This is a genomic window from Geodermatophilus sp. SYSU D00703, from assembly GCF_054050155.1.
In genome coordinates this window covers 67,651-87,581 of sequence record NZ_JBJGYU010000015.1, presented here as the reverse complement: position 1 = coordinate 87,581, position 19,931 = coordinate 67,651, and the positions used below count along the sequence as shown (strand labels likewise).

General features: G+C 74.9%; 18 protein-coding genes and 1 tRNA gene. 9 read left to right on the top strand and 10 right to left on the bottom strand.

Going from position 1 to position 19,931, the window contains the following annotated elements:
- The first annotated feature begins 141 nt into the window (after positions 1-141).
- The 3 genes from ACI782_RS15600 to ACI782_RS15590 all read left to right on the top strand — a co-directional run bounded on the left by ACI782_RS15600 (position 142) and on the right by ACI782_RS15590 (position 3,367).
- Complete coding sequence (locus ACI782_RS15600) at positions 142-600, top strand: universal stress protein (RefSeq protein ID WP_456910754.1); 459 nt, start codon at positions 142-144, stop codon at positions 598-600.
- A 114-nt stretch (positions 601-714) separates the two neighbouring features.
- The gene (locus ACI782_RS15595; protein ID WP_456910752.1) at positions 715-1,725 is read left to right on the top strand and encodes an adenylate/guanylate cyclase domain-containing protein; all 1,011 of its coding nucleotides are present in this window, start codon (positions 715-717) and stop codon (positions 1,723-1,725) included.
- 4 nt (positions 1,726-1,729) lie between these two features.
- Entirely contained in the window at positions 1,730-3,367 is a 1,638-nt protein-coding gene (locus ACI782_RS15590) for an ABC-F family ATP-binding cassette domain-containing protein (protein ID WP_456910750.1), read from the top strand.
- Here the strand turns inward: ACI782_RS15590 and ACI782_RS15585 are convergent.
- From ACI782_RS15585 to ACI782_RS15555, 7 genes are all read right to left on the bottom strand, one after another.
- A complete protein-coding gene (locus ACI782_RS15585; RefSeq protein WP_456910748.1) occupies positions 3,354-4,070 on the bottom strand; it encodes a hypothetical protein in 717 nt (238 codons plus the stop codon). The two genes, ACI782_RS15590 and ACI782_RS15585, sit on opposite strands and share 14 nt — an antisense overlap.
- An 81-nt stretch (positions 4,071-4,151) precedes the next feature.
- Positions 4,152-5,336: an MFS transporter gene (locus ACI782_RS15580; protein WP_456910746.1), complete on the bottom strand. Its 1,185-nt coding sequence runs from the start codon at positions 5,334-5,336 to the stop codon at positions 4,152-4,154.
- A gap of 26 nt (positions 5,337-5,362) precedes the next feature.
- Positions 5,363-5,926, bottom strand: a complete 564-nt coding sequence (locus ACI782_RS15575) for an N-acetyltransferase family protein (protein ID WP_456910744.1) — start codon at positions 5,924-5,926, stop codon at positions 5,363-5,365.
- A complete protein-coding gene (locus ACI782_RS15570) occupies positions 5,927-7,036 on the bottom strand; it encodes an alpha/beta fold hydrolase (protein ID WP_456910742.1) in 1,110 nt (369 codons plus the stop codon).
- Positions 6,951-7,352: a hypothetical protein gene (locus tag ACI782_RS15565; protein WP_456910740.1), complete on the bottom strand. Its 402-nt coding sequence runs from the start codon at positions 7,350-7,352 to the stop codon at positions 6,951-6,953. Before ACI782_RS15565 ends, ACI782_RS15570 begins: the two co-directional genes overlap by 86 nt.
- Before the next feature lie 27 nt (positions 7,353-7,379).
- Complete coding sequence (locus ACI782_RS15560; protein ID WP_456910738.1) at positions 7,380-8,579, bottom strand: acyl-CoA dehydrogenase family protein; 1,200 nt, start codon at positions 8,577-8,579, stop codon at positions 7,380-7,382.
- Complete coding sequence (locus ACI782_RS15555) at positions 8,576-10,078, bottom strand: long-chain-fatty-acid--CoA ligase (RefSeq protein WP_456910736.1); 1,503 nt, start codon at positions 10,076-10,078, stop codon at positions 8,576-8,578. Before ACI782_RS15555 ends, ACI782_RS15560 begins: the two co-directional genes overlap by 4 nt.
- Before the next feature lie 131 nt (positions 10,079-10,209).
- Between ACI782_RS15555 and ACI782_RS15550 the strand changes: the two genes are divergently transcribed.
- Complete coding sequence (locus tag ACI782_RS15550; RefSeq protein WP_456910734.1) at positions 10,210-10,980, top strand: SDR family NAD(P)-dependent oxidoreductase; 771 nt, start codon at positions 10,210-10,212, stop codon at positions 10,978-10,980.
- Positions 10,981-11,316: 336 nt separating this feature from the next.
- Entirely contained in the window at positions 11,317-12,510 is a 1,194-nt protein-coding gene (locus tag ACI782_RS15545) for an alpha/beta fold hydrolase (RefSeq protein WP_456910732.1), read from the top strand.
- A 94-nt stretch (positions 12,511-12,604) separates the two neighbouring features.
- Here ACI782_RS15545 and ACI782_RS15540 read toward each other — a convergent pair.
- From ACI782_RS15540 to ACI782_RS15530, 3 genes are all read right to left on the bottom strand, one after another.
- A tRNA-Arg gene (locus ACI782_RS15540) sits at positions 12,605-12,679 on the bottom strand.
- A gap of 58 nt (positions 12,680-12,737) precedes the next feature.
- A complete protein-coding gene (locus ACI782_RS15535; RefSeq protein ID WP_456910730.1) occupies positions 12,738-13,403 on the bottom strand; it encodes a DUF305 domain-containing protein in 666 nt (221 codons plus the stop codon).
- Complete coding sequence (locus ACI782_RS15530) at positions 13,400-14,203, bottom strand: DUF3105 domain-containing protein (protein ID WP_456910728.1); 804 nt, start codon at positions 14,201-14,203, stop codon at positions 13,400-13,402. Before ACI782_RS15530 ends, ACI782_RS15535 begins: the two co-directional genes overlap by 4 nt.
- 176 nt (positions 14,204-14,379) lie before the next feature.
- On the opposite strand from ACI782_RS15530, the gene argS reads away from it, so the two are divergent.
- The 4 genes from argS to thrC are packed head-to-tail and all read left to right on the top strand — an operon-like array spanning position 14,380 to position 19,902.
- Entirely contained in the window at positions 14,380-16,041 is a 1,662-nt protein-coding gene (argS, locus tag ACI782_RS15525) for an arginine--tRNA ligase (RefSeq protein ID WP_456910726.1), read from the top strand.
- On the top strand, positions 16,038-17,531 hold the full coding sequence (gene lysA, locus ACI782_RS15520; protein WP_456910724.1) for a diaminopimelate decarboxylase: 1,494 nt from the start codon (positions 16,038-16,040) through the stop codon (positions 17,529-17,531). The genes argS and lysA overlap by 4 nt, the downstream gene beginning before the upstream one ends.
- Complete coding sequence (locus tag ACI782_RS15515) at positions 17,528-18,820, top strand: homoserine dehydrogenase (protein WP_456910722.1); 1,293 nt, start codon at positions 17,528-17,530, stop codon at positions 18,818-18,820. Before lysA ends, ACI782_RS15515 begins: the two co-directional genes overlap by 4 nt.
- Positions 18,817-19,902 carry a threonine synthase gene (gene thrC, locus ACI782_RS15510; RefSeq protein ID WP_456910720.1) on the top strand — a complete coding sequence of 362 codons (1,086 nt, stop codon included), beginning with the start codon at positions 18,817-18,819 and terminating at the stop codon, positions 19,900-19,902. Before ACI782_RS15515 ends, thrC begins: the two co-directional genes overlap by 4 nt.
- Positions 19,903-19,931 lie beyond the last annotated feature (29 nt).

Sequence of the window (19,931 nt, the reverse complement as noted above, 5' to 3'; positions counted from 1 at the left end):
TCGGCCGGACGGCGGGTCCATCCAAGCGCACGGTGGCGCACCGGTCGCGGCCCCGCGCGGTGCGTTCCCGCAGTTCCGCGCCGTCCCGGCTGTGACCCCTCCCACGCCGCAGGACCGCCGTTCCCGGTAGGTTCCCCGCCCGTGAGCGCGTATCGCACGGTGGTCGTCGGGACCGACGGGTCGGAGTCCTCTCTCAGGGCGGTGCGCCGGGCCGCGGCCCTGTCCGGGGCCTGCGGCGCCCGGCTGGTCATCGTCTGTGCCTACCTGCCCCCGCGGGTCGACGACCGCGAGCTGCAGGAGGCGCGCGACGTCTTCGGTGACGACGCCTACCAGGTGATCGGCTCGGGGCCGGCCGAGGAGACCGTGCGCACCGCCGGCGAGCGGGCGCGGGAGGCCGGGGCGACCGACGTCTACCCGCTCGCCGTCGTCGGGTCGCCCGTGGAGACGCTGATGGACGTCGTCGGCCGCGAGCAGGCGGACCTGCTCGTGGTGGGCAACCGCGGGCTCAACAGCCTCAAGGGCCGGCTGCTCGGCTCGGTCCCGTCCGACGTGACCCGCCGTTCCCCGGTCGACGTGCTGGTCGTGCACACGACGGGCTGAGCGCTGCCCGACACCGTCCCGGGGGACGCCCCCGGCGCGCCCGACGCCCGGGAGGCACTCGAGCGCCTGCTGCTCGGGGGCCCGCGGCGCTACACGCGGCTGGACGTCGGCCGCATGGCCGGCATGCCGTCGCACCGCACGCAGCGGCTGTGGCGGGCACTGGGCTTCCCGGACGCCGCCGACGACGACCTGGTCTTCACCGACGCCGACGTCCACGCGCTCGGGCTGCTGTCGGCGCTGATCGACACCGGCTTCGTCGACGAGGACGCCGAGGCCTCCATCGCGCGGGCCATGGCGCAGTCGCTGTCCCGCCTGGCGGACTGGCAGACCGACATGCTGGCCGACGCCCTGACCCGCGGCGAGCAGCCCGAAGGCGGGCGTGCGGCGATGGACCCCGACCGGGCGGTGGACAGCGCGCGGCGGCTGCTGCCGATGCTGCGCGCCGTGCAGGACTACGTCTGGCGGCGGCACCTGGCCGCCAACGCCGAGCGGCTGTTCGCCTCCTCCGGCGCCGGGGACCGCCGGGAGCTCGCGGTGGGCTTCGCCGACCTGGTCGGCTACACCACCCGGAGCCAGGGCATGGGCGGCCGCGAGCTCGGCGCGATGGTGGAGGACTTCGAGGCCATCGCCGCCGAGGTCATCGCCCGCCACCACGGCCGGGTCGTGAAGACCGTGGGGGACGGCGTCCTCTACACCGCGGTCTCGGCGATCGACGCCGTGGAGATCGGGCTGGAGCTGCCCGACGCGTGGCACGCGGAGGACCGCCCGCCGCTGCGGGTGGGTGCCGCCTACGGCACCGTGCTCACCCACCTCGGCGACGTCTACTCGCCGGTGGTGAACCTGGCCAGCCGGCTGACCACGATCGCCCGGCCGGAGGCGCTGCTGGTCGACCGCGAGCTGGCCCGGCACCTGCGGGGGCTCCCGCGCTACCGGGTGCGGCCGCTGCGGCGGGTGTCGGTGCGCGGCTACGACCAGCTGCAGCCGTGGCTGGTCCGCCGCCGGCCGGCGGGTGCGGACGACGACGCCGCGGCCCTGCTGGACCTGGAGCGGATGCTCGACGAGATGGCCGACGAGGTGCTCGCCACCGGGGACGAGGAGGACGGCGACACGGCCCAGGGAGGATGAGGCGGTGAGTGCCACCCTCGTCGCCCGCGGACTGGCCGCCGGTCACGGCGCCCGCGTCCTGTTCTCCGACCTCGACCTCGTCGTCGCCCCCGGCGACGTCGTCGGCCTGGTCGGGGTGAACGGCGCGGGCAAGTCGACCCTGCTGCGGACCCTCGCCGGCGAGCTGCCCGCGGAGTCCGGCAGCGTGGCGGTGAGCCCGCCGACGGCCACCCTCGGGTACCTGCCGCAGGAGCACGACCGCCGGCCGGGGGAGACCGTGCGCCAGGCGCTGGCCCGCCGGACCGGCGTGGCCCCGGCGCAGGCGGCGCTCGACGCCGCCACCGAGGCCCTCACCGCCGGCGTCGACGGTGCCGACGACGCCTACGGGGAGGCGCTCGAGCGCTGGCTGGCCCTCGGCGGCGCCGACCTCGACGAGCGGGCCGGCCAGGTGGTCGCCGAGGTCGCGCCCGGGGTCGGCCTCGACGCCGCGACGACCGGGCTGTCCGGCGGCCAGGCCGCGCGGGTCGGGCTGGCCTCGCTGCTGCTGTCCCGGTACGACGTCCTGCTCCTCGACGAGCCCACCAACGACCTCGACCTCGCCGGGCTGGCCCAGCTGGAGCGGTTCGTCACCGATGCCCGCAGCGGCATCGTGCTGGTCAGCCACGACCGGGAGTTCCTCGCCCGGACCGTGACCCGGGTGGTCGAGCTCGACCTCGCGCAGCAGCTGGTGCGGGTGCACGACGGCGGCTACGAGGCCTACCTGGCAGAGCGGGAGGTCGCCCGCCGGCACGCCCGCGAGGAGTACGAGGAGTACGCCGAGACGAAGGGCGGCCTCGAGGCGCGGGCGCGCACCCAGCGGAACTGGATGGCCAAGGGCGTCCGGGACGCGATGAAGAAGTCGAAGGACCCCGACAAGCACGTCAGGAACTTCGCGCGGCAGACGTCGGAGAAGCAGGCGGCCAAGGCCCGCCAGACCGAGCGCCGGATCGAGCGGCTGGAGGTGGTCGAGGAGCCCCGCAAGGAGTGGGAGCTGCGGATGGAGATCGCTGCGGCGCCGCGCGCCGGCGCCGTCGTCGCCACGCTCTCCGGGGCGGTCGTGCGGCGCGGCGGGTTCACCCTCGGCCCGGTGGACCTGCAGGTCGACTGGGGCGACCGGGTGGCGATCACCGGCCCCAACGGCGCGGGCAAGTCCACCCTGCTCGCCGCCCTCCTCGGGCGGGTGCCGCTGGACGGCGGCCGGTCGGCGCTGGGTCCGTCGGTCCGGATCGGCGAGATCGACCAGGCCCGGCAGGCGTTCCTCGGCTCGGAGACGCTGCTGGACGCCTTCTCGGCCGAGGTCCCGGACTGGCCGACCGCCGAGGTGCGCACGCTGCTGGCCAAGTACGGTCTGACCGCCGAGCACGTGCTGCGCCCGGCCGACACGCTCTCGCCCGGCGAGCGGACGCGGGCCGGGCTGGCGCTGCTGCAGGCGCGCGGGGTCAACGTGCTGGTGCTCGACGAGCCGACCAACCACCTCGACCTGCCCGCGATCGAGCAGCTGGAGCAGGCCCTCGCCGCCTACCGCGGGACGCTGCTGCTGGTCACCCACGACCGCCGGATGCTGGCGGCGGTGGCGACGACCCGGCGTCTCACCGTCGACGGCGGCCGGGTCACCTCGGCCTGAGCGCTCCCGCACTCGCCGGCGCGGTCTCCAGCTCCGCGGCCACCGCGTACTCGGCGAGCGTGGCGAGCTCCTCGGCCGTCGCGCCGTCCCAGGTCAGGGCCGGCCGCGGGCGCACCTCGACGACCACGTCCCGGGTGTCGCCGATCCAGCGCAGCGCCGCGCGCAGGGACCGCCCGCCGGGCGCCGGCGGTGGCGCGCCGCCGTCCCCCGTGTAGCGCAGGACGACGGGGCACACCGCCGCGCCCGTGGCGACCGCGGCGGCGAACAGCTCGGAGGAGAAGCGGCCCAGCGTCGCCCGCCCGCCGGCCGGGAGCTCGGGCCGGACGACGACCTTCGCGCCGCCGGCCAGCGCGGCGCGCACCCCGTCGACCGTGGCCGGGACGGTGGGGCACGGCACCCCGGCGACGCGGTCGTGCCCGGAGGTCGCCACGACGACGCCGGGCAGCGCGGTCAGCAGCACCAGCGGGTCCAGCGGCGAGACGGAGTTGGCCACCAGCAGCAGGCCGCGGCCGCGGGCGGCGCGGGGCCACGCCGTCGACGGGGCCCGGACGTCGATCCGCACGCCGAGACCGGTGAGCAGGCGGGCCGCGCCGCACACCGCCCGACGTCGTCCGGTGCCGGGGCGGAGGCGTTCGGCGGCGAGCACGGCGCCGGCGCGTAGCAGGCGGGAGCGGTCGGGCGGCAGCACGTCGGGTCGGGGCACCGGGACCTCCGGAGCGCTCGGGGCCCGGGCGGGCCCGCGTGCCTGCGAGCGTCGCGGGCCCAGGTGACCGGCTGATGACGGTCAGGGAGCGACCGGTGGTCGGTCCGGGGACGGTCGCGCCGCCCGCCGGGTGAGCACCAGGGTGGCGGCGGCGAGCACGGCCGCCCCGGCGAGCAGCACCCCGTACGGGACCAGGGTCGCGAGTCCGGCCAGCACGACGGGCGCGGCGAAGCCGAGGTACGTCAGCGCGTAGTAGACCGCGGTCAGCCCGGCCAGCTCCCGCGGCGGCGCGACCCGCTGGGTCTCGAGCAGGCCGGCGACCAGGCACAGCCCGTAGCCGCAGCCCAGGGTTCCCGCGGCCAGGACGACCAGCGCCGGGTGGGTGGTCGCGGCGGCGGCCGCGGCGCACCCCAGCCCGGCCACGATCGCGGCCATCCCGATCGCCGCCCCCCGGCGGGTGTCGGCGGCCGACAGCCGGCGGGCGAGCGGCTGCACCGCGACGCCGGTGCCGAGGGTGACGCCGGCGATCGCGGCGTTGAAGGCCACCGTCCAGCCCGGGGTCGAGTCGCGCACCAGCCCGGGCAGGACGGCGATGGAGACCGTCGCCACGGCGAACACCCACGGCGCCACCGGGGCCACGTGCCGGCGGAAGCGCGGGTCGGCCGCCGACGGCACGCGCATCCGCGACCACAGCGAGCCGGTCTCCGGGCCGGTGTCGGCGACCGTCTCCGGCGCCCGCCACAGCGGGACGAGGACGGCGAGGGCGACGGCCAGGTGCGGCAGGTAGGCGGTGACCAGCGGCGCGGGCGCCCACTGGGCGACCAGCCCGGCGACGACCGGGCCCAGGCCGAAGCCCGCGGTGAGCGACATCGCCGCCCGGCGCGCGCCGGTGCCGTCCGGGGCCGCCGGGTCCCACGGCGCTGTCGACAGCTCCTCGACCCACGCGCTGCCGGCGGCGAACGCCGCACCGCTGGCCAGGCCGGCGAGGAAGCGCCCGGCGTAGAGCGCGGCCAGGCCCTCCAGCAGCAGCACCAGCGTCGCGACGAGCGAGACCAGCAGCGCGGTCCGCAGCACCGGCCGCCGCCCGTGCCGGTCCGACACCGGCCCGAGCACCAGCAGCGCCGGGACCAGGCCGAGGGCGTAGACGCCGACCAGGGCGTCCACGGTGGCGACCGACAGCCCGCTGCGCTCGCGGTAGGCGACCAGCAGGCTGACGAACTGGTTCGCGCCCCAGCCGATGGCGAACAGCGTCGCGGCGACGGGCACCCAGGCGCGGGGAGTGGCCGGCCGGCTCAGGGGAGGTCCTCGCCCAGCGCCTCGGGCAGCCCGACGGTGCTCATCCCCGACCAGGTGTCCCGCACGTGGTGGGCCAGCACCATCAGGTCGCGCAGCCGGCCCTCCCGGTCGCGGATGTGGTCGACCAGCAGCGCCTCACCGGTGAACCCGAGGTCGCTGAAGAGGGCCAGGGCCGCGCCCTGCTCGGCCACCACCTCGACGACGAGCTTGGTGATCCCGTCCTCGACCGCCGCGACCAGCGCGTGGCGGGCCAGCGTGCGGCCCAGCCCGCCGCCCCGCGCGCCGGGCGCGACGACCAGGCGGACCTCGCCGACGTGGTCGGACCAGCCGGGCAGCCGGAGCACCGCCACGTAGCCGGCGACCCGCCCGCCGTCGTCCAGCGCGACCCAGCGGCGCACCCCGGGGGTGCCGCCGGCCGCCCAGCCGCGCACCACGTCGGGGTCGGTGACGTCCTCGCGGATGAAGGTGCGGTCACCCTCGGGGAGGCCGGTGAAGAAGTGCAGCAGCGCGTCGCAGTGCGCGTCGGTGAGCTCGGTGACGGCCGGACGGGCGTCGGCCACTCAGGCCTCCTCGGCGGACCCGTCCACCGGCTCGCTGCGCTGGCGGAGGAAGTCGATGATCGTCGGCACCGTCGTCCGGGCCGCCGTCCGGCCGACCACCAGGCCCATGTGACCGGCCGGCAGCCGCAGCTCGTGCTTGTCCGGGGAGCCGACCAGGTCGATCAGCGGCGCGGTCGCCTCGGGCGGGACGATGTGGTCGCGGTCGGCGCGCACGGTGAGGAACGGGACCCGGACGTCGGACAGGTGCACGCGGTCGCCCCCGACGGTCAGCCGGTCGGTGACCATCCCGTTGTCGCGCACGAGCATCCGCACCGTCTCCTCCGCGGCGGCCCCCGGGAAGGGCACGTGGTCGTCCGACCAGCTGGTCATCGCCTGGTAGGCGGCCACGTACTCGTCGTTCCAGAGCCGCTCCCAGAGGGTCACGTAGCGGGTCACCTCCGCCGTGGGGGTCAGCGCCCGGAAGCCCTGCAGCACCACCTGCGGCGGCACGTTCCCGTCGGCGTCGAGGACGTCGCGCACGTCCAGCCCGCCGACCCGGAACAGGTCGGCCAGCGGCCCCATGTGGCGGAAGTCGACCGGGGTGGCCAGGACGCTGAGGCTGCGCAGCGGCGCGTCGGGGTGGTGGGCGGCGTACAGCAGCGCCAGGTCGCCGCCGAAGCAGTAGCCGAACAGGTTGACCTCGTCGGCGCCCGCGACCTCCCGGACCCGCCGCACCCCGGCCGGCACGTAGTCGTCGACGTAGTCCTCGAGGGTGTTGGCGGCGTCCCGCGCATCGGGCTCGCCCCAGTCGAGCAGGTAGACGTCGAAGCCGGCGGCCAGCAGGTGCTCGACGAAGCTGTTGCCGGGCGTCAGGTCGAGGACGTAGCTGCGGCTGACCAGGCTGAACACGACCAGGAGCGGCGGGGAGTACCGCACGTCCCCGTTGCGGTAGTGCCACAGCTGGGTCCGCCCGCGCTGCCAGACGACGTCCTTGGGGGTCTGGCCCACCCCCGGCCGGTCGACGCCGGCGACCAGCTTGAGCCCGTTACGGGCGCGGAGGGCGTTGCGCTCGACGTCGCGGCGGACGCGGTCGAGGATGGTCTGCGCGCTCGGGACGGTCGGTATCGGCACGGTCGGCATGGTCCTCCTCGGGAGCGCGGCGCCGTTCGGCCTCCAACTGCAGGGTGAGCCGCCGGACCTCCCGGTCCAGCGCGCCGACCTGCGTCCGCAGCCGGCTGACGTCGGTGCCGGCGGGCAGGTTCAGGAGGTGCCAGGCGCGGGTGGTGGCGCCGCGGGCGGAGTCGCGGGCCAGCGCCGAGGCCCGGCGGAAGAGCGCGGCGCCGATCGCGAAGGTCTCCGTGCGGACGAACTCCTCGGCGCGCGGGGTCACCCGGCGCTCGGCGGCGTCGAAGGCCTGCCGCCACAGCGGCGGGCGGGCGTCGGCCATGCGGTCCCCCTCCCGGGCGTCGACGGCTCAGGTGAAGGCGCTGACCCCGGTGATGTCCCGGCCGACGATCAGCGTCTGCACCGTCTCGGTGCCCTCGAAGGTGTGGATGGCCTCGATGTCGGCCATGTGCCGGATGACGTGGTTCTGCAGCAGGATCCCGTTGCCGCCGAGCAGGTCGCGGGCCTCGGCGAGGATCGCGCGAGCGGTGCGCGTGTTGTGCATCTTGGCCAGCCCTGCGACGGTCGGGGAGAGCCGCCCGGCCTCGGCGAGGCGGCCGATCTGCATGCAGTACAGCTGCATGCCGGTGAGGTCGGCCAGCATCCGCACCAGCCGCTCCTGGATGATCTGGAAGCTCACCAGCGGCTTGCCGAACTGCCGGCGCTCCTTGGCGTAGGTGAGCGCGGCCTCGTAGCCGGCGGTCGCGTGGCCCAGCGCCATCCAGGCGCACGCGCCGCGGGTGGTGGCCAGGACCCGCCCGGTGTCGGCGAAGCTGTACGCCTCCTGCAGCCGGTTCTCCTCGGGCACCCGGACGCCGCGCAGCTCGATCTGGGCCTGCCACACCGAGCGCAGGGACACCTTCCCGGTGATGACCGTCGCCTCGTACCCCTCGGCCGGGGTCTCGACGACGAAGCCCTTCACCTGACCGTCGCCCTCGTCCCGCGCCCACACGATCACCAGGTCGGCCAGCGAGCCGTTGCCGATCCACCGCTTGGCGCCGTCGAGCACCCAGGTGTCGCCCTCCCGGCGCGCGGTGGTCTCCAGCGCCACGGAGTCCGACCCGTGGTGCGGTTCGGTGAGCGCGAAGGCGCCCAGCTTCTCCAGCGTCGCCATCTCGGGGAGCCAGCGGGCCTTCTGCTCCTCGGAGCCGCACATGTCGATCGACTGCATGGCCAGTCCGGCGTGCACGCCGACGAACGTGCCCAGGCTGCCGTCGCCCCGGTGCAGCTCCATCTGCACCAGCCCGGCGGCCATCGGGCTCATCTCCGCCGCGCCGTGGCCCTTGATGCTGCCGCCGACGATGCCGAGCTCCGGCAGCCGGCGGATCAGCGGCCACGGCACCTCGGCCTTCTCCCAGTAGTCGCCGGCGACCGGCACGACCTCCCGGTCGACGAACCGGCGGACGGTGATGAACTTCTCCCACTGCTCCTCGGTGAACTGCTCGCGCACCGAGAAGAAGTCCGTGCCCACGGCCTCGCCCAGGTGGCTGGTGTCCAACTGCTGCGTCACTTCGCGACCTCCGCGGGGACCTCGACGGCGCGGCGCAGGATCTTGCCGGTCGGCCCCTTGGGCAGGGCCTCGACCAGCCAGACGTGCCGCGGGTACTTGTAGGCGGCCACCCGCTCCTTGACCCAGGCCTGGAGCTCGGCCGGGTCGGCGGCGCTGCCGGGCTTGAGCGCGACCGCGGCGGCGACCTCCTCGCCGAGGTCGGGGTGCGGGACGCCCACGCAGGCGGCCTCGGCGACCGCGGGGTGCTCGTAGAGCGCCTCCTCGATCTCCCGCGGGTACACGTTGTAGCCGCCGCGGATGATCATCTCCTTCTTGCGGTCGACGATCGCGTAGTAGCCGTCGGCGTCCCGGCGGGCGAGGTCGCCGGTGCGGAACCAGCCGTCGGGGATGGCCTTCGCCGTCTCCTCGGGGCGGTTCCAGTAGCCCTTCATCACGTTCTCGCCGCGGACGGCGATCTCGCCGACCTCGCCCTCGCGCACGTCGCGGCCCTCGTCGTCCACGAGGCGCATCTGCACGCCGCGGACGGGGGTGCCGATGGTGCCGGGCTTGCGCTCGGCGTGCGGGTGGTTGAACGAGGCGACGGGGGAGGTCTCCGACAGCCCGTAGCCCTCCAGCACGATGCAGCCGAAGACCTCCTCGAAGCCGCGCATCACCTCGACCGGCATGGCCGAGCCGCCGGAGACGCACAGCCGCAGGCTGGAGACGTCGTACCGGTCGCGGTCGGGCTGGTGGAGCATCGCGGCGAACATCGTCGGCACGCCCTCGAACACGGTCACCCGGTCCCGCTGGACGACCTCGAGCGCCTTGGCGCCGTCGAACCGCGGCAGCAGGGTCAGGCACGACCCGGCCAGGACGGCGGCGTTGAGGGCGCAGGTCAGCCCGAATACGTGGAACAGCGGCAGGCAGCCCATCACGACGTCGTCCGGCGTGCCCTCGAGGAGCGTCTCCTGGGTGGTCCGGGCGTTGCCGCGCAGGTTGGCGTGGGTCAACTCGGCGCCCTTGGGCGGGCCGGTGGTGCCGGAGGTGTAGAGGACCACCGCGGCGTCGGTGTCGTCCCGGTCGACGGTGCGCCCGCCCTCCGGGGGGCCGGTCAGGTCCTCGCCGGGCCCGGCCGGCCCGACGGTCACCGCGTCGACGCCCACGACGCCGGCGGCCTCGGTCGCCGCCGCCGCGACGGAGTCCATCGCCACGACCACCCGCGCACCGGAGTCCCGCAGGTAGTACTCGACCTCTCGGGCCTTGAGCAGCGGGTTCATCGGGACGACGGCGGCTCCGGCCATCAGAGCGCCGTAGAAGACCACCGGGAAGCTCAGGACGTTGGGCAGCACCATCCCGACCCGGTCGCCCGGGGCCACCCCGCGTGCCTTCAGGCCCGCGGCCACCCCGGCCGCGGACGCCCGGAACGCGTCGTAGGTCAGGACGGCGTCGTCCATGCGGAGCGCGGTGCGGTCGCCGTGCCGGGCCGCCGTGTCGAGCAGGTGCTGCGCGAGGTTGGCCACGGTGCCTCCCTGTGCTCGGGGACCTGGGCCGCACCCCTACCCGCCGCTCGTGCGGTCCACCCCTCGCGGTGGCGACCGGGCGCGCCGCGCGACAGGCTCCCGGTACCGACACCGACGACGGGAGCGCCGACGTGGCTGGCAGGACGATCCTCGACATGTTCCGGCTCGACGACCGGGTGGCGATCGTGACCGGGGCGTCGTCCGGGCTGGGGGCGGTCTTCGCCCGGGCCCTGGCCGAGGCCGGCTGCGACGTCGCGCTCGGCGCGCGGCGGGAGGACCGGCTCGGCGACACCCGGGCGGCGGTGGAGGGGGCGGGACGCCGGGCGATCACCGTGCGCACCGACGTGTCGCTGCCGGAGGACTGCCAGGCGCTGGTCGACGCGACGATGGCCGAGTTCGGGAAGGTCGACGTGCTGGTGAACAACGCGGGTGTCGGCACCGCCGTCCCGGCCACCCGGGAGACGCCGGAGCAGTTCCGGCAGGTCATCGACGTCAACCTCAACGGCTGCTACTGGATGGCGCAGGCCGCCGCGCGGATGATGCAGCCGGGCAGCTCCATCGTCAACATCTCGAGCATCCTGGGCCTGACCACGGCCGGGCTGCCGCAGGCGGCGTACGCGGCCAGCAAGGCCGGGTTGATCGGCCTCACCCGCGACCTCGCCCAGCAGTGGACCGGCCGCAAGGGGATCCGGGTCAACGCGCTCGCGCCCGGGTTCTTCGAGTCGGAGATGACCGACCAGTACCCGGAGGGCTACATCGAGGCGCAGATGTCCCGCGTGCTGGCCGGCCGCAAGGGCGACCCCGACGAGCTGGCCGCCGCGCTGGTCTTCCTGGTCAGCGACGCGGGCGGCTACGTCACCGGGACGACGCTCCCGGTCGAGGGCGGCCTGCTCACCAGCTGACCGGCGTCGGGCGCGCTCGGGGACGTCGGCCGCTCCGCTCACGGCAGGGCAGGCTCGACCTCCGGGGACCGGTCGCCGCCGGCGGGCTGTCCCTCCTCACCGGAGGCGACATGGAGGCCCTTGACATGGGGATCTGCGTCACACCAGGCTCCGGGTCGGTCGAGCGCTCGACCGGGAGCACCGGGCGCGGCCGGACGGCTGGTCCGACTCCCTGGAGGCGCCGATGCCCCGTTCTCCGTCCCACGGCCCGGCAACGCGGGCCGGACGCCGAGGACGCCGGGCTCACCCGAGGACGGTGCCCTGCCTGCGCTCGGCTGGCCGGGAGGGGAGGCAGCCGTGGCCGACCCGACCGAGCTCGCCGGCGCAGGAGTCGGCATCGCGTTCGGCGCGCTCGGCACGGCGAGCCGGCCCGACCTCCGATCCCGTCCGATCCGTCGAGAGAGGCCCGTGATGGCACTGGACAACCCCTTCTACACCCCTGAGGTCCAAGGCGCGTACGAGCTGCACAGCCTGGGCGAGTTCCGGCTTCAGGAGGGTGGGGTCATCCCCGACCTGCAGTTGGCCGTCGCCACGTACGGCACGCTCAACGAGGCCAAGGACAACGCGATCTGCATCCCGACCTGGTTCTCCGGGACGCACCAGACCTGGGAGCTGGTCTACATCGGCCCGGGCCGGGCTCTGGACCCGGAGAAGTACTTCATCGTCGTCGTCAACCAGATCGGCAACGGGCTGTCGACGTCGCCGCACAACGCCGACGGTCCCAACCGCGCGATCGCGATGTCGGAGTTCCCGAAGGTGCACATCGGCGACGACGTGCGCGCCCAGGAGCAACTGCTCCGGGAGCGGTTCGGCATCGAGCGACTGCACGCCGTCGTCGGCGGCTCGATGGGAGCCCAGCAGGCCTGGGAGTGGGCGGTCCGTTTCCCGGAGAAGGTGCTGCGTGTGGCGGCGATCGCTGGCACCGCCCAGAACACCCCGCACGACTTCCTGTTCACGCAGACCCTGCTCGACGCGATCACCGACGACCCCGGCTGGAACGGTGGGGAGTACACGTCGCACACCGATGTCGCCCGCGGGCTGGACCGGCACGCGGACCTGTGGGCGGTGATGGGGCTGTCCACCGAGTTCTGGAAGTCCGAGTTCTGGCGCAACGTCGAGCTGCCCGACGTCACCTGGGACGACGAGACCGAGTTCAAGGACCGCTTCATCCGGGCCGTGTTCAGCGCGATGGACCCGAACTCCCTGCTCGTCCAGGGCTGGAAGTGGCAGCGGGGCGACGTCTGTCGGAACGCCGGCGGCGACCTCGCGGCGGCCTTGGGGCGGATCACGGCCAGGGTCTTCGCCATGCCGATCGACGAGGACATGTTCTTCCCGGTCCGGGACGTCCAGGCGGAACAGCAGCTCGTCCCGAACAGCGAGCTGCGGGTGCTGCACTCGATCGCCGGGCACTTCGGCCTGTTCGGCTTCGAGGAGTCCTATCTCAAGGAGGTCGACGAGAACCTCGCCGAGTTGCTGACCTCGCCGGTCTGACCAGCGGGACGTCCTCGCGCGAGGCCGTCGGAGGCGCCGCCCCGCACGACAGAGGCCCTGCCGGACCGACGGTCCGGCAGGGCCTCTGCCTGTCTGGTGCCCCCGGCAGGATTCGAACCTGCGCACCCGCCTCCGGAGGGCGGTGCTCTATCCCCTGAGCTACGGGGGCTCTGCGATGGGGCGAGGAGAAACCTACCAGCCTCTCCGGCCGCGCCGGACGGCGGCTCTCAGGGAGCCGGCAGCGGGATGCCGCCGCGGGCGGTCAGCATCCCCGTCATCGTCGACGTCTCGGCGGTCTGGGTCTCGGCGATGGTGCGGGCGAGCGTCGCGACGGCCGGCACGGACGCGTGCGCGGCGGCGTACTCGGCCATCTCCCGGCCACCCTGGTGGTGACGGATCATGAGCTGCAGGAACCGGACGTCGAACGCCGTGCCGGTCAGCCCGCGCAGCTCGGTCAGCTCGTCCTCGGTGGCCATCCCGGGCATCAGCCCGCCCGCCGTGTCGTGCCCCGCGTGGCCGGTGTCCGGGCCCATCCAGGCCATCGGGTCGCCGCCCGACGGCGGCAGGCCCCACAGCGACAGCCAGCCCTGCATCCGGCCGACCTGGTTGGTCTGGGTGGCCGAGATGTCGAACGCCAGCTGGCGGACCTCCGGGTCGGTGGACCGCTCCAGGGCGACGTTGGCCATCTCCACGCCCTGCAGGTGGTGGGTGGCCATGTCGCGGGAGAAGCCGGCGTCGACCGAGTCGGCGGTCGGGGTGGCGGGGGAGTCGTCCCGGCCGATCCCGAGGGCGACCGCCGCCCCGCCGCCGAGCAGCAGCAGCCCCGCGCCGATGACCGCGAGCAGCGCCGTCCGCAGCCCGCGACCCGCGGCCGGAGGCGCCTCGCCGGTCACGGCGCGCCGGTCTCCGCCGCGGCCGTGGGCGTGGTCGGGGCGTCGGTGGTCATCGCGCTCGTGCCGCGGCTGCCGTCGTCGACGGTCAGCGGGTCGCTGACGAACTGCGGGTTCTCGCAGCTGGCGCCGACCTCGGGGTAGAAGTCGGGGTTGAAGGTCATGAAGTCGGCGAACTGCTCGACCCGCGGGTCGTCGACCGAGTCGACCTTCAGCTGGTGGTTCCAGGACTGCAGGCTGACCGGGGAGTCCAGCCCGGCGTACGGCGAGAGCATCCGGCCGGACTCACCGGCGACGTCGGCGAGCTCCTCGACGTCGGCGCCCGAGACCTCGTCCGGGTCGTAGGTGATCCAGACCGCGCCGTGCTCCATGCTGTGGACGGCGTTCTCGTGCCGGATGTCGACGTCGTAGACCGTGCCGGTGCAGTCGGCCCACTCGCCGTCGTGCGGACCGCCCACCGGCGGGGACTGCTCGTAGGGCACGGGCGTGGTCACGTGCTCCTGACCGGCGGCGTAGTCGAAGGTCTCGACGCCGGCGATCTCGTCGACGGAGTCCACGCGGGCGGCGTCGGCCTCGTTGACCTGCACCACCGCGTAGGTGATGACGGCGGCGGCGAACACCACCACGGCGACCGCGGCCGCGATGAGCCCCCAGGGCCGCTGCGGGCTGACGACGTTGGCGGCCGGGCGGGTGCGCCCGGCCTTGCCCGCGGTGCGCGCGGCCGGCCGGCTGCCCGAACCGGAGCCCGGCGTGCCGGACCCGCCGCGCGCGCGGCCGTCCTGGGGCTTACGGTCCTTGGCCACGGCCTGCTCCTCGTGCTCGTCGGGCGGTGCTCGGGCTCCGGCGGGCGCGCCGGGCCCGGGGACGAGCCGGTGCCCGCCCCCTTCGACACCCACTGTAGGTCGGCGCCCCGGCAGGTCCGGGCACGCACGCCCGGAGGGCCGCCGGGCGCCCGAACGGGGGTCAGTACGCTCGTGCGGTGACACCGGAGCAGTTGCGCGACGTCGTCCGGACCGCCGTGGCCGCCGCCGTCGAGCGCGGCGCGCTGCCCGTGGCGGTCCCCGAGGACGTGCTCGTCGAGCGTCCCAAGAACCCCGAGCACGGCGACTACGCCACCAACGTCGCCCTCCGCCTGGCCAAGCCCGCCGGGAAGCCGCCGCGGGCGGTCGCCGAGGTGCTGGCCGAGGAGCTGCGCGCGCACCCTGGCATCGCCGCCGTCGACATCGCCGGCCCCGGCTTCCTCAACATCACCCTGGCGCGGGGGGCGCTCGGGCGCATCGCCGTCGAGGCGGTCACCGCGGGGGAGGCCTACGGGCGGACCGGCACCCTCGCCGGGCAGCGGCTGGACCTCGAGTTCGTCTCGGCCAACCCGACCGGCCCGGTGCACATCGGCGGCAGCCGGTGGGCGGCCGTCGGCGACGCGATCGGCCGGCTGCTGGAGGCCAGCGGCGCCGACGTGACGCGCGAGTACTACATCAACGACGCCGGCGCGCAGATCGACCGCTTCGCGCGCAGCCTGCTGGCCGCGGCGAAGGGCGAGCCGGTCCCCGAGGACGGCTACGGCGGCACCTACATCGCCGACATCGCCTCCCAGGTCGAGGCCCTCGAGCCCGACGTCCTCGGCCGGGACGAGCCTGCGCAGCTGCGCGTCTTCCGCGACCGCGGCGTGGCGCTGATGCTCGACGAGATCCGCCGCTCGATGGAGGAGTTCGGCGTCGACTTCGACGTCTGGTTCAGCGAGAAGTCGCTGTACGAGACGAAGGCGGTGGAGAAGGCGCTGGCCCGGCTCCGCGAGCAGGGGCACGTGTACGAGGCCGACGGCGCGGTGTGGCTGCGCACCACGGACTTCGGCGACGACAAGGACCGCGTGCTGGTCAAGGCCGACGGCGAGACGACGTACTTCGCCTCGGACTGCGCCTACTACCTGGACAAGCGGGCCCGCGGCTTCGACCGGGTCGTGATCATGCTGGGCGCCGACCACTCCGGCTACGTCGGCCGGTACAAGGCGCTGGTGGCCGCGGCCGGGGACGACCCGGACACCCACCTCGAGATCCTCATCGGCCAGCTGGTCAACCTGCTGCGCGGCGGCGAGCCGGTGCGGATGAGCAAGCGCGCCGGCACGATCGTGCTGCTGTCGGACCTGGTCGACGCGATTGGGGTGGACGCCGCCCGGTACGCGCTGGCCCGCGCCTCGGTCGACCAGCAGATCGACATCGACGTCGACCTGTGGAGCCGGCAGACCAACGACAACCCGGTCTTCTACGTCCAGTACGCGCACGCCCGGATCTCCTCGGTGCTCCGCAACGCCGCCGACCTGGGCCTGGCCCTCGGCGGGGAGGGGGACGTCGACGCGGCACAGCTGACCCACGAGCGGGAGAACGACCTGCTCCGCGCGATCGGGGAGTTCCCGCGCGTGCTGACGGCGGCCGCCGAGCTGCGCGCGCCGCACCGCGTCGCGCGCTACCTCGAGGAGCTGGCCGGCACCTACCACCGGTTCTACGACACCTGCCGGGTGCTGCCGCGCGGCGACGAGGACCCGACCGCCCTGAACACCGCCCGGCTGTGGCTGTGCGCCGCGACCGCCGTCGTCCTGCGCAACGGCCTGGGCGTGCTCGGCGTGAGCGCACCGGAGCGGATGTGAGAGCGCACCCCGCGGGGCCGCTGCACGGCAACGTCACCCCGCCACCGGCCGCGGGGCCACCCCCCACCGACCTCGGCGCCCTCGACCCGCACGTCTGGCCGCGCTCGGCGACCCGCGTCGACGGCGAGCTGCACCTGGGCGGCCAGCCGGTGACCGAGCTGGCCCGCACGCACGGGACGCCGCTGTTCGTCCTCGACGAGGCCGACTTCCGGGGCCGGGCCGAGGACTTCGCCGCCGCGTTCGACGGCGCCGACGTCCACTACGCCTCGAAGGCCTTCCTCTGCGGGCAGGTGGCGCGGTGGATCGCCGAGGACGGGCTGCACCTCGATGCCTGCTCGGGCAACGAGCTGGCCCTCGCGCTGGCCGCCGGGTTCCCGGCCGAGCGGATCGCGCTGCACGGCAACAACAAGTCCCTGGTCGAGCTGCAGCTGGCGGTGGACGCCGGCATCGGCCACGTGGTCCTGGACTCGTTCGACGAGATCGAGCGGCTGGTCCCGCTGGCCGCGGCCCGCGTCGCCGTCGGCGGCGCGCCGGTCCCGGTGCTCATCCGCGCCACCGTCGGCATCGAGGCGCACACCCACGAGTTCATCGCCACCGCCCACGAGGACCAGAAGTTCGGCTTCTCGCTGGCCACCGGCGATGCGCTGACCGCCGCGGTGCGGGTGATCCGCGAGCCGGCGCTGCGGCTGACCGGGCTGCACAGCCACATCGGCTCGCAGATCTTCGACACCGCCGGCTTCGAGGCCGCCGCGCACCGCGTCGTCGGGCTCATGGGGCAGGTGCACCAGGCCACCGGGCAGGTGCTCGAGGAGCTCAACCTCGGGGGCGGTTTCGGCATCGCCTACCTCTCCGAGGACGACCCGGTCAGCCCCGCCGACGTCGCCCGGAGGCTGCGCGCCGTGGTCGAGGCGGAGTGCGCGATGGTCGGGCTGCCCGTGCCGCGGCTGGCCGTCGAGCCGGGCCGGGCGATCGCCGGGCCGGGCACCGTCACCCTGTACGAGATCGGCACCATCAAGCCGGTCCGGCTCGGGGCCAGCGGCACGCCGGGCGCGCCGCTGGTGCGCAACTACGTCTCGGTCGACGGCGGGATGAGCGACAACATCCGCACCGCGCTCTACGACGCCGCCTACACCTGCGTGCTGGCCAACCGCGTGTCCGGCGCCCCGCCGGCGCTGTGCCGCGTCGTGGGCAAGCACTGCGAGAGCGGCGACATCCTGGTCCGCGACCTGTGGCTGCCCTCCGACGTGCAGCCCGGCGACCTGCTCGCGGTCGCCGCGACCGGCGCCTACTGCTGGTCGATGGCGAGCAACTACAACTACCTGCTCAAGCCCCCGGTGGTCGCCGTGCGGGACGGCGTCGCCACGGAGGTCGTCCGACGTCAGACACTGACGGACGTGTTCGCCCTCGACGCCGTCCTCGCCGACGTGCCCGCACCCTCGCCGGCGATCGACCAGCCCGCCCCCGAGCACCCGGCGGGGGTGACCTCGTGACCCAGCCGCTCAAGGTCGCGCTCCTCGGGTGCGGGACCGTCGGCAGCGCCGTGCTGCGGCTGCTCGGCGAGCAGGCCGACGACCTCGCCGCGCGCATCGGCCGGCCGGTGGAGGTGGCCGGCGTCGCCGTCCGCCGTCCCGACCGGCACCGCGACGTCCCGGCCGCGCTGCTCACCACCGACGCGCACGGGCTCGTGACCCGGCCGGACGTCGACCTCGTCGTCGAGGTCATCGGCGGCATCGAGCCGGTGCGCTCGCTGCTGCTGGCCGCGTTCGAGGCGGGCAAGTCGGTGGTCAGCGCCAACAAGGCCCTGCTCGCCGACGACGGCGTCGAGCTGCACGCGGCCGCCGCGAAGGCCGGCGTGGACCTGTACTACGAGGCGGCCGTGGCCGGGGCGATCCCGCTGCTGCGCCCGCTGCGCGAGTCGCTGGCCGGCGACCAGCTGCGCCGGGTCGTCGGCATCGTCAACGGGACGACGAACTACATCCTGTCCCGGATGGCCGAGACCGGGCACGGGTTCACCGAGGCGCTGGCCGAGGCGACCGAGCTGGGCTACGCCGAGGCCGACCCCACCGCCGACGTCGACGGCTTCGACGCCGCCGCCAAGGCCGCCATCCTCGCCTCGCTGGCGTTCCACACCGAGGTCACCGCCGCCGACGTCCACCGCGAGGGGATCTCCACGGTCACCGCGACCGACGTCGCCCGCGCCGCGGAGATCGGCTGCACGGTGAAGCTGCTGGCCATCTGCGAGCGGGTGCCGGGCGAGGGTGGCGACTCGGTCGCCGTCCGCGTGCACCCGGCGATGATCCCGACGACGCACCCGCTGGCCGCCGTCGGCGGGGCGTTCAACGCCGTGTTCGTCGAGGCCGAGGCCGCCGGGCAGCTGATGTTCTACGGCCAGGGCGCCGGCGGCGACGCGACCGCCAGCGCCGTCCTCGGCGACCTGGTGGCCGTCGCCCGCAACCGGGTCGCCGGCGTCGCCGGCCCCGGCGTCACGACCTACGCGGGGCTGCCCGCCCGGCCGATCGCCGAGACGCCCACCCGCTACCACGTCAGCCTCGACGTCGCCGACAAGCCCGGCGTGCTCGCGACGGTCGCGCAGGAGTTCGCCCGGCACGACGTCAGCATCGCCACGGTGCGGCAGGACGGGCACGGGGACGCCGCGTCGCTGGTCATCGTCACCCACAGCGCCCCCGACGCCGCGCTGTCGACGACGGTCACCGCGCTGCGGGAGATGCCCGCCGTCCGGGCCGTGACCAGCATCCTGCGCGTGGAAGGACTGTCATGACGACGCAGCTGCCCGTGCGGGGCACCGTCTCGCCGCTCTGGCCGGGGCTGATCGAGGCCTACCGGTCGCGGCTGCCGGTCAACGACAGCACCCCCGTGGTGACCCTGCAGGAGGGCGCCACCCCGCTCGTGCCGGCGCAGGAGCTCTCCCGCCGCACCGGCTGCGAGGTCTACCTCAAGGTCGAGGGGGCCAACCCGACCGGCTCGTTCAAGGACCGCGGGATGACGATGGCCATCACCAAGGCCGTCGAGGAGGGCTCGCAGGCGGTGATCTGCGCCTCCACCGGCAACACCAGCGCCAGCGCTGCGGCCTACGCCGCCCGCGCCGGCCTCGTCTGCGCCGTCCTCGTCCCGCAGGGCAAGATCGCGCTGGGCAAGCTGGCCCAGGCGCTGGTGCACGGGGCCAAGCTGCTGCAGGTCGACGGCAACTTCGACGACTGCCTCGCGCTGGCCAGCAAACTGGCGATCGACTACCCGGTGAGCCTGGTCAACAGCGTCAACCAGTACCGCATCGAGGGGCAGAAGACCGCCTCGTTCGAGATCGTCGACGTCCTCGGGGACGCTCCGGACGTGCACTGCCTGCCGGTGGGCAACGCCGGCAACATCACCGCCTACTGGCAGGGTTACCGGGAGTACGCGGCCGACGGGACGGCGTCACGGACGCCTCGCATGTGGGGCTTCCAGGCCGCCGGCGCCGCGCCGATCGTCAGCGGGCAGGTCGTCGAGCACCCGCAGACCATCGCCACTGCCATCCGCATCGGCAACCCGGCGTCGTGGACCAAGGCGCTGGCCGCCCGCGACGAGTCGGGTGGGCGCATCGACGCGGTCACCGACCGGGAGATCCTCGCCGCCTACCGGCTGCTGGCCCGCAGCGAGGCGGTCTTCGTCGAGCCCGCCTCGGCCGCCTCGGTGGCCGGCCTGCTCAAGGTGGCCCAGGCCGGCGGGCTCGAGCGCGGGCAGCGGGTGGTCTGCACCGTCACCGGCAACGGCCTCAAGGACCCGGAGTGGGCCATCTCGGGCGCGCCGGCCCCCGTGACCGTCCCGGTCGACGCCGCCGCCGCGGCCGCGCAGCTGGGCCTGTGAGCTCCCCGCAGGGCGGGGTGCGCGTCCGC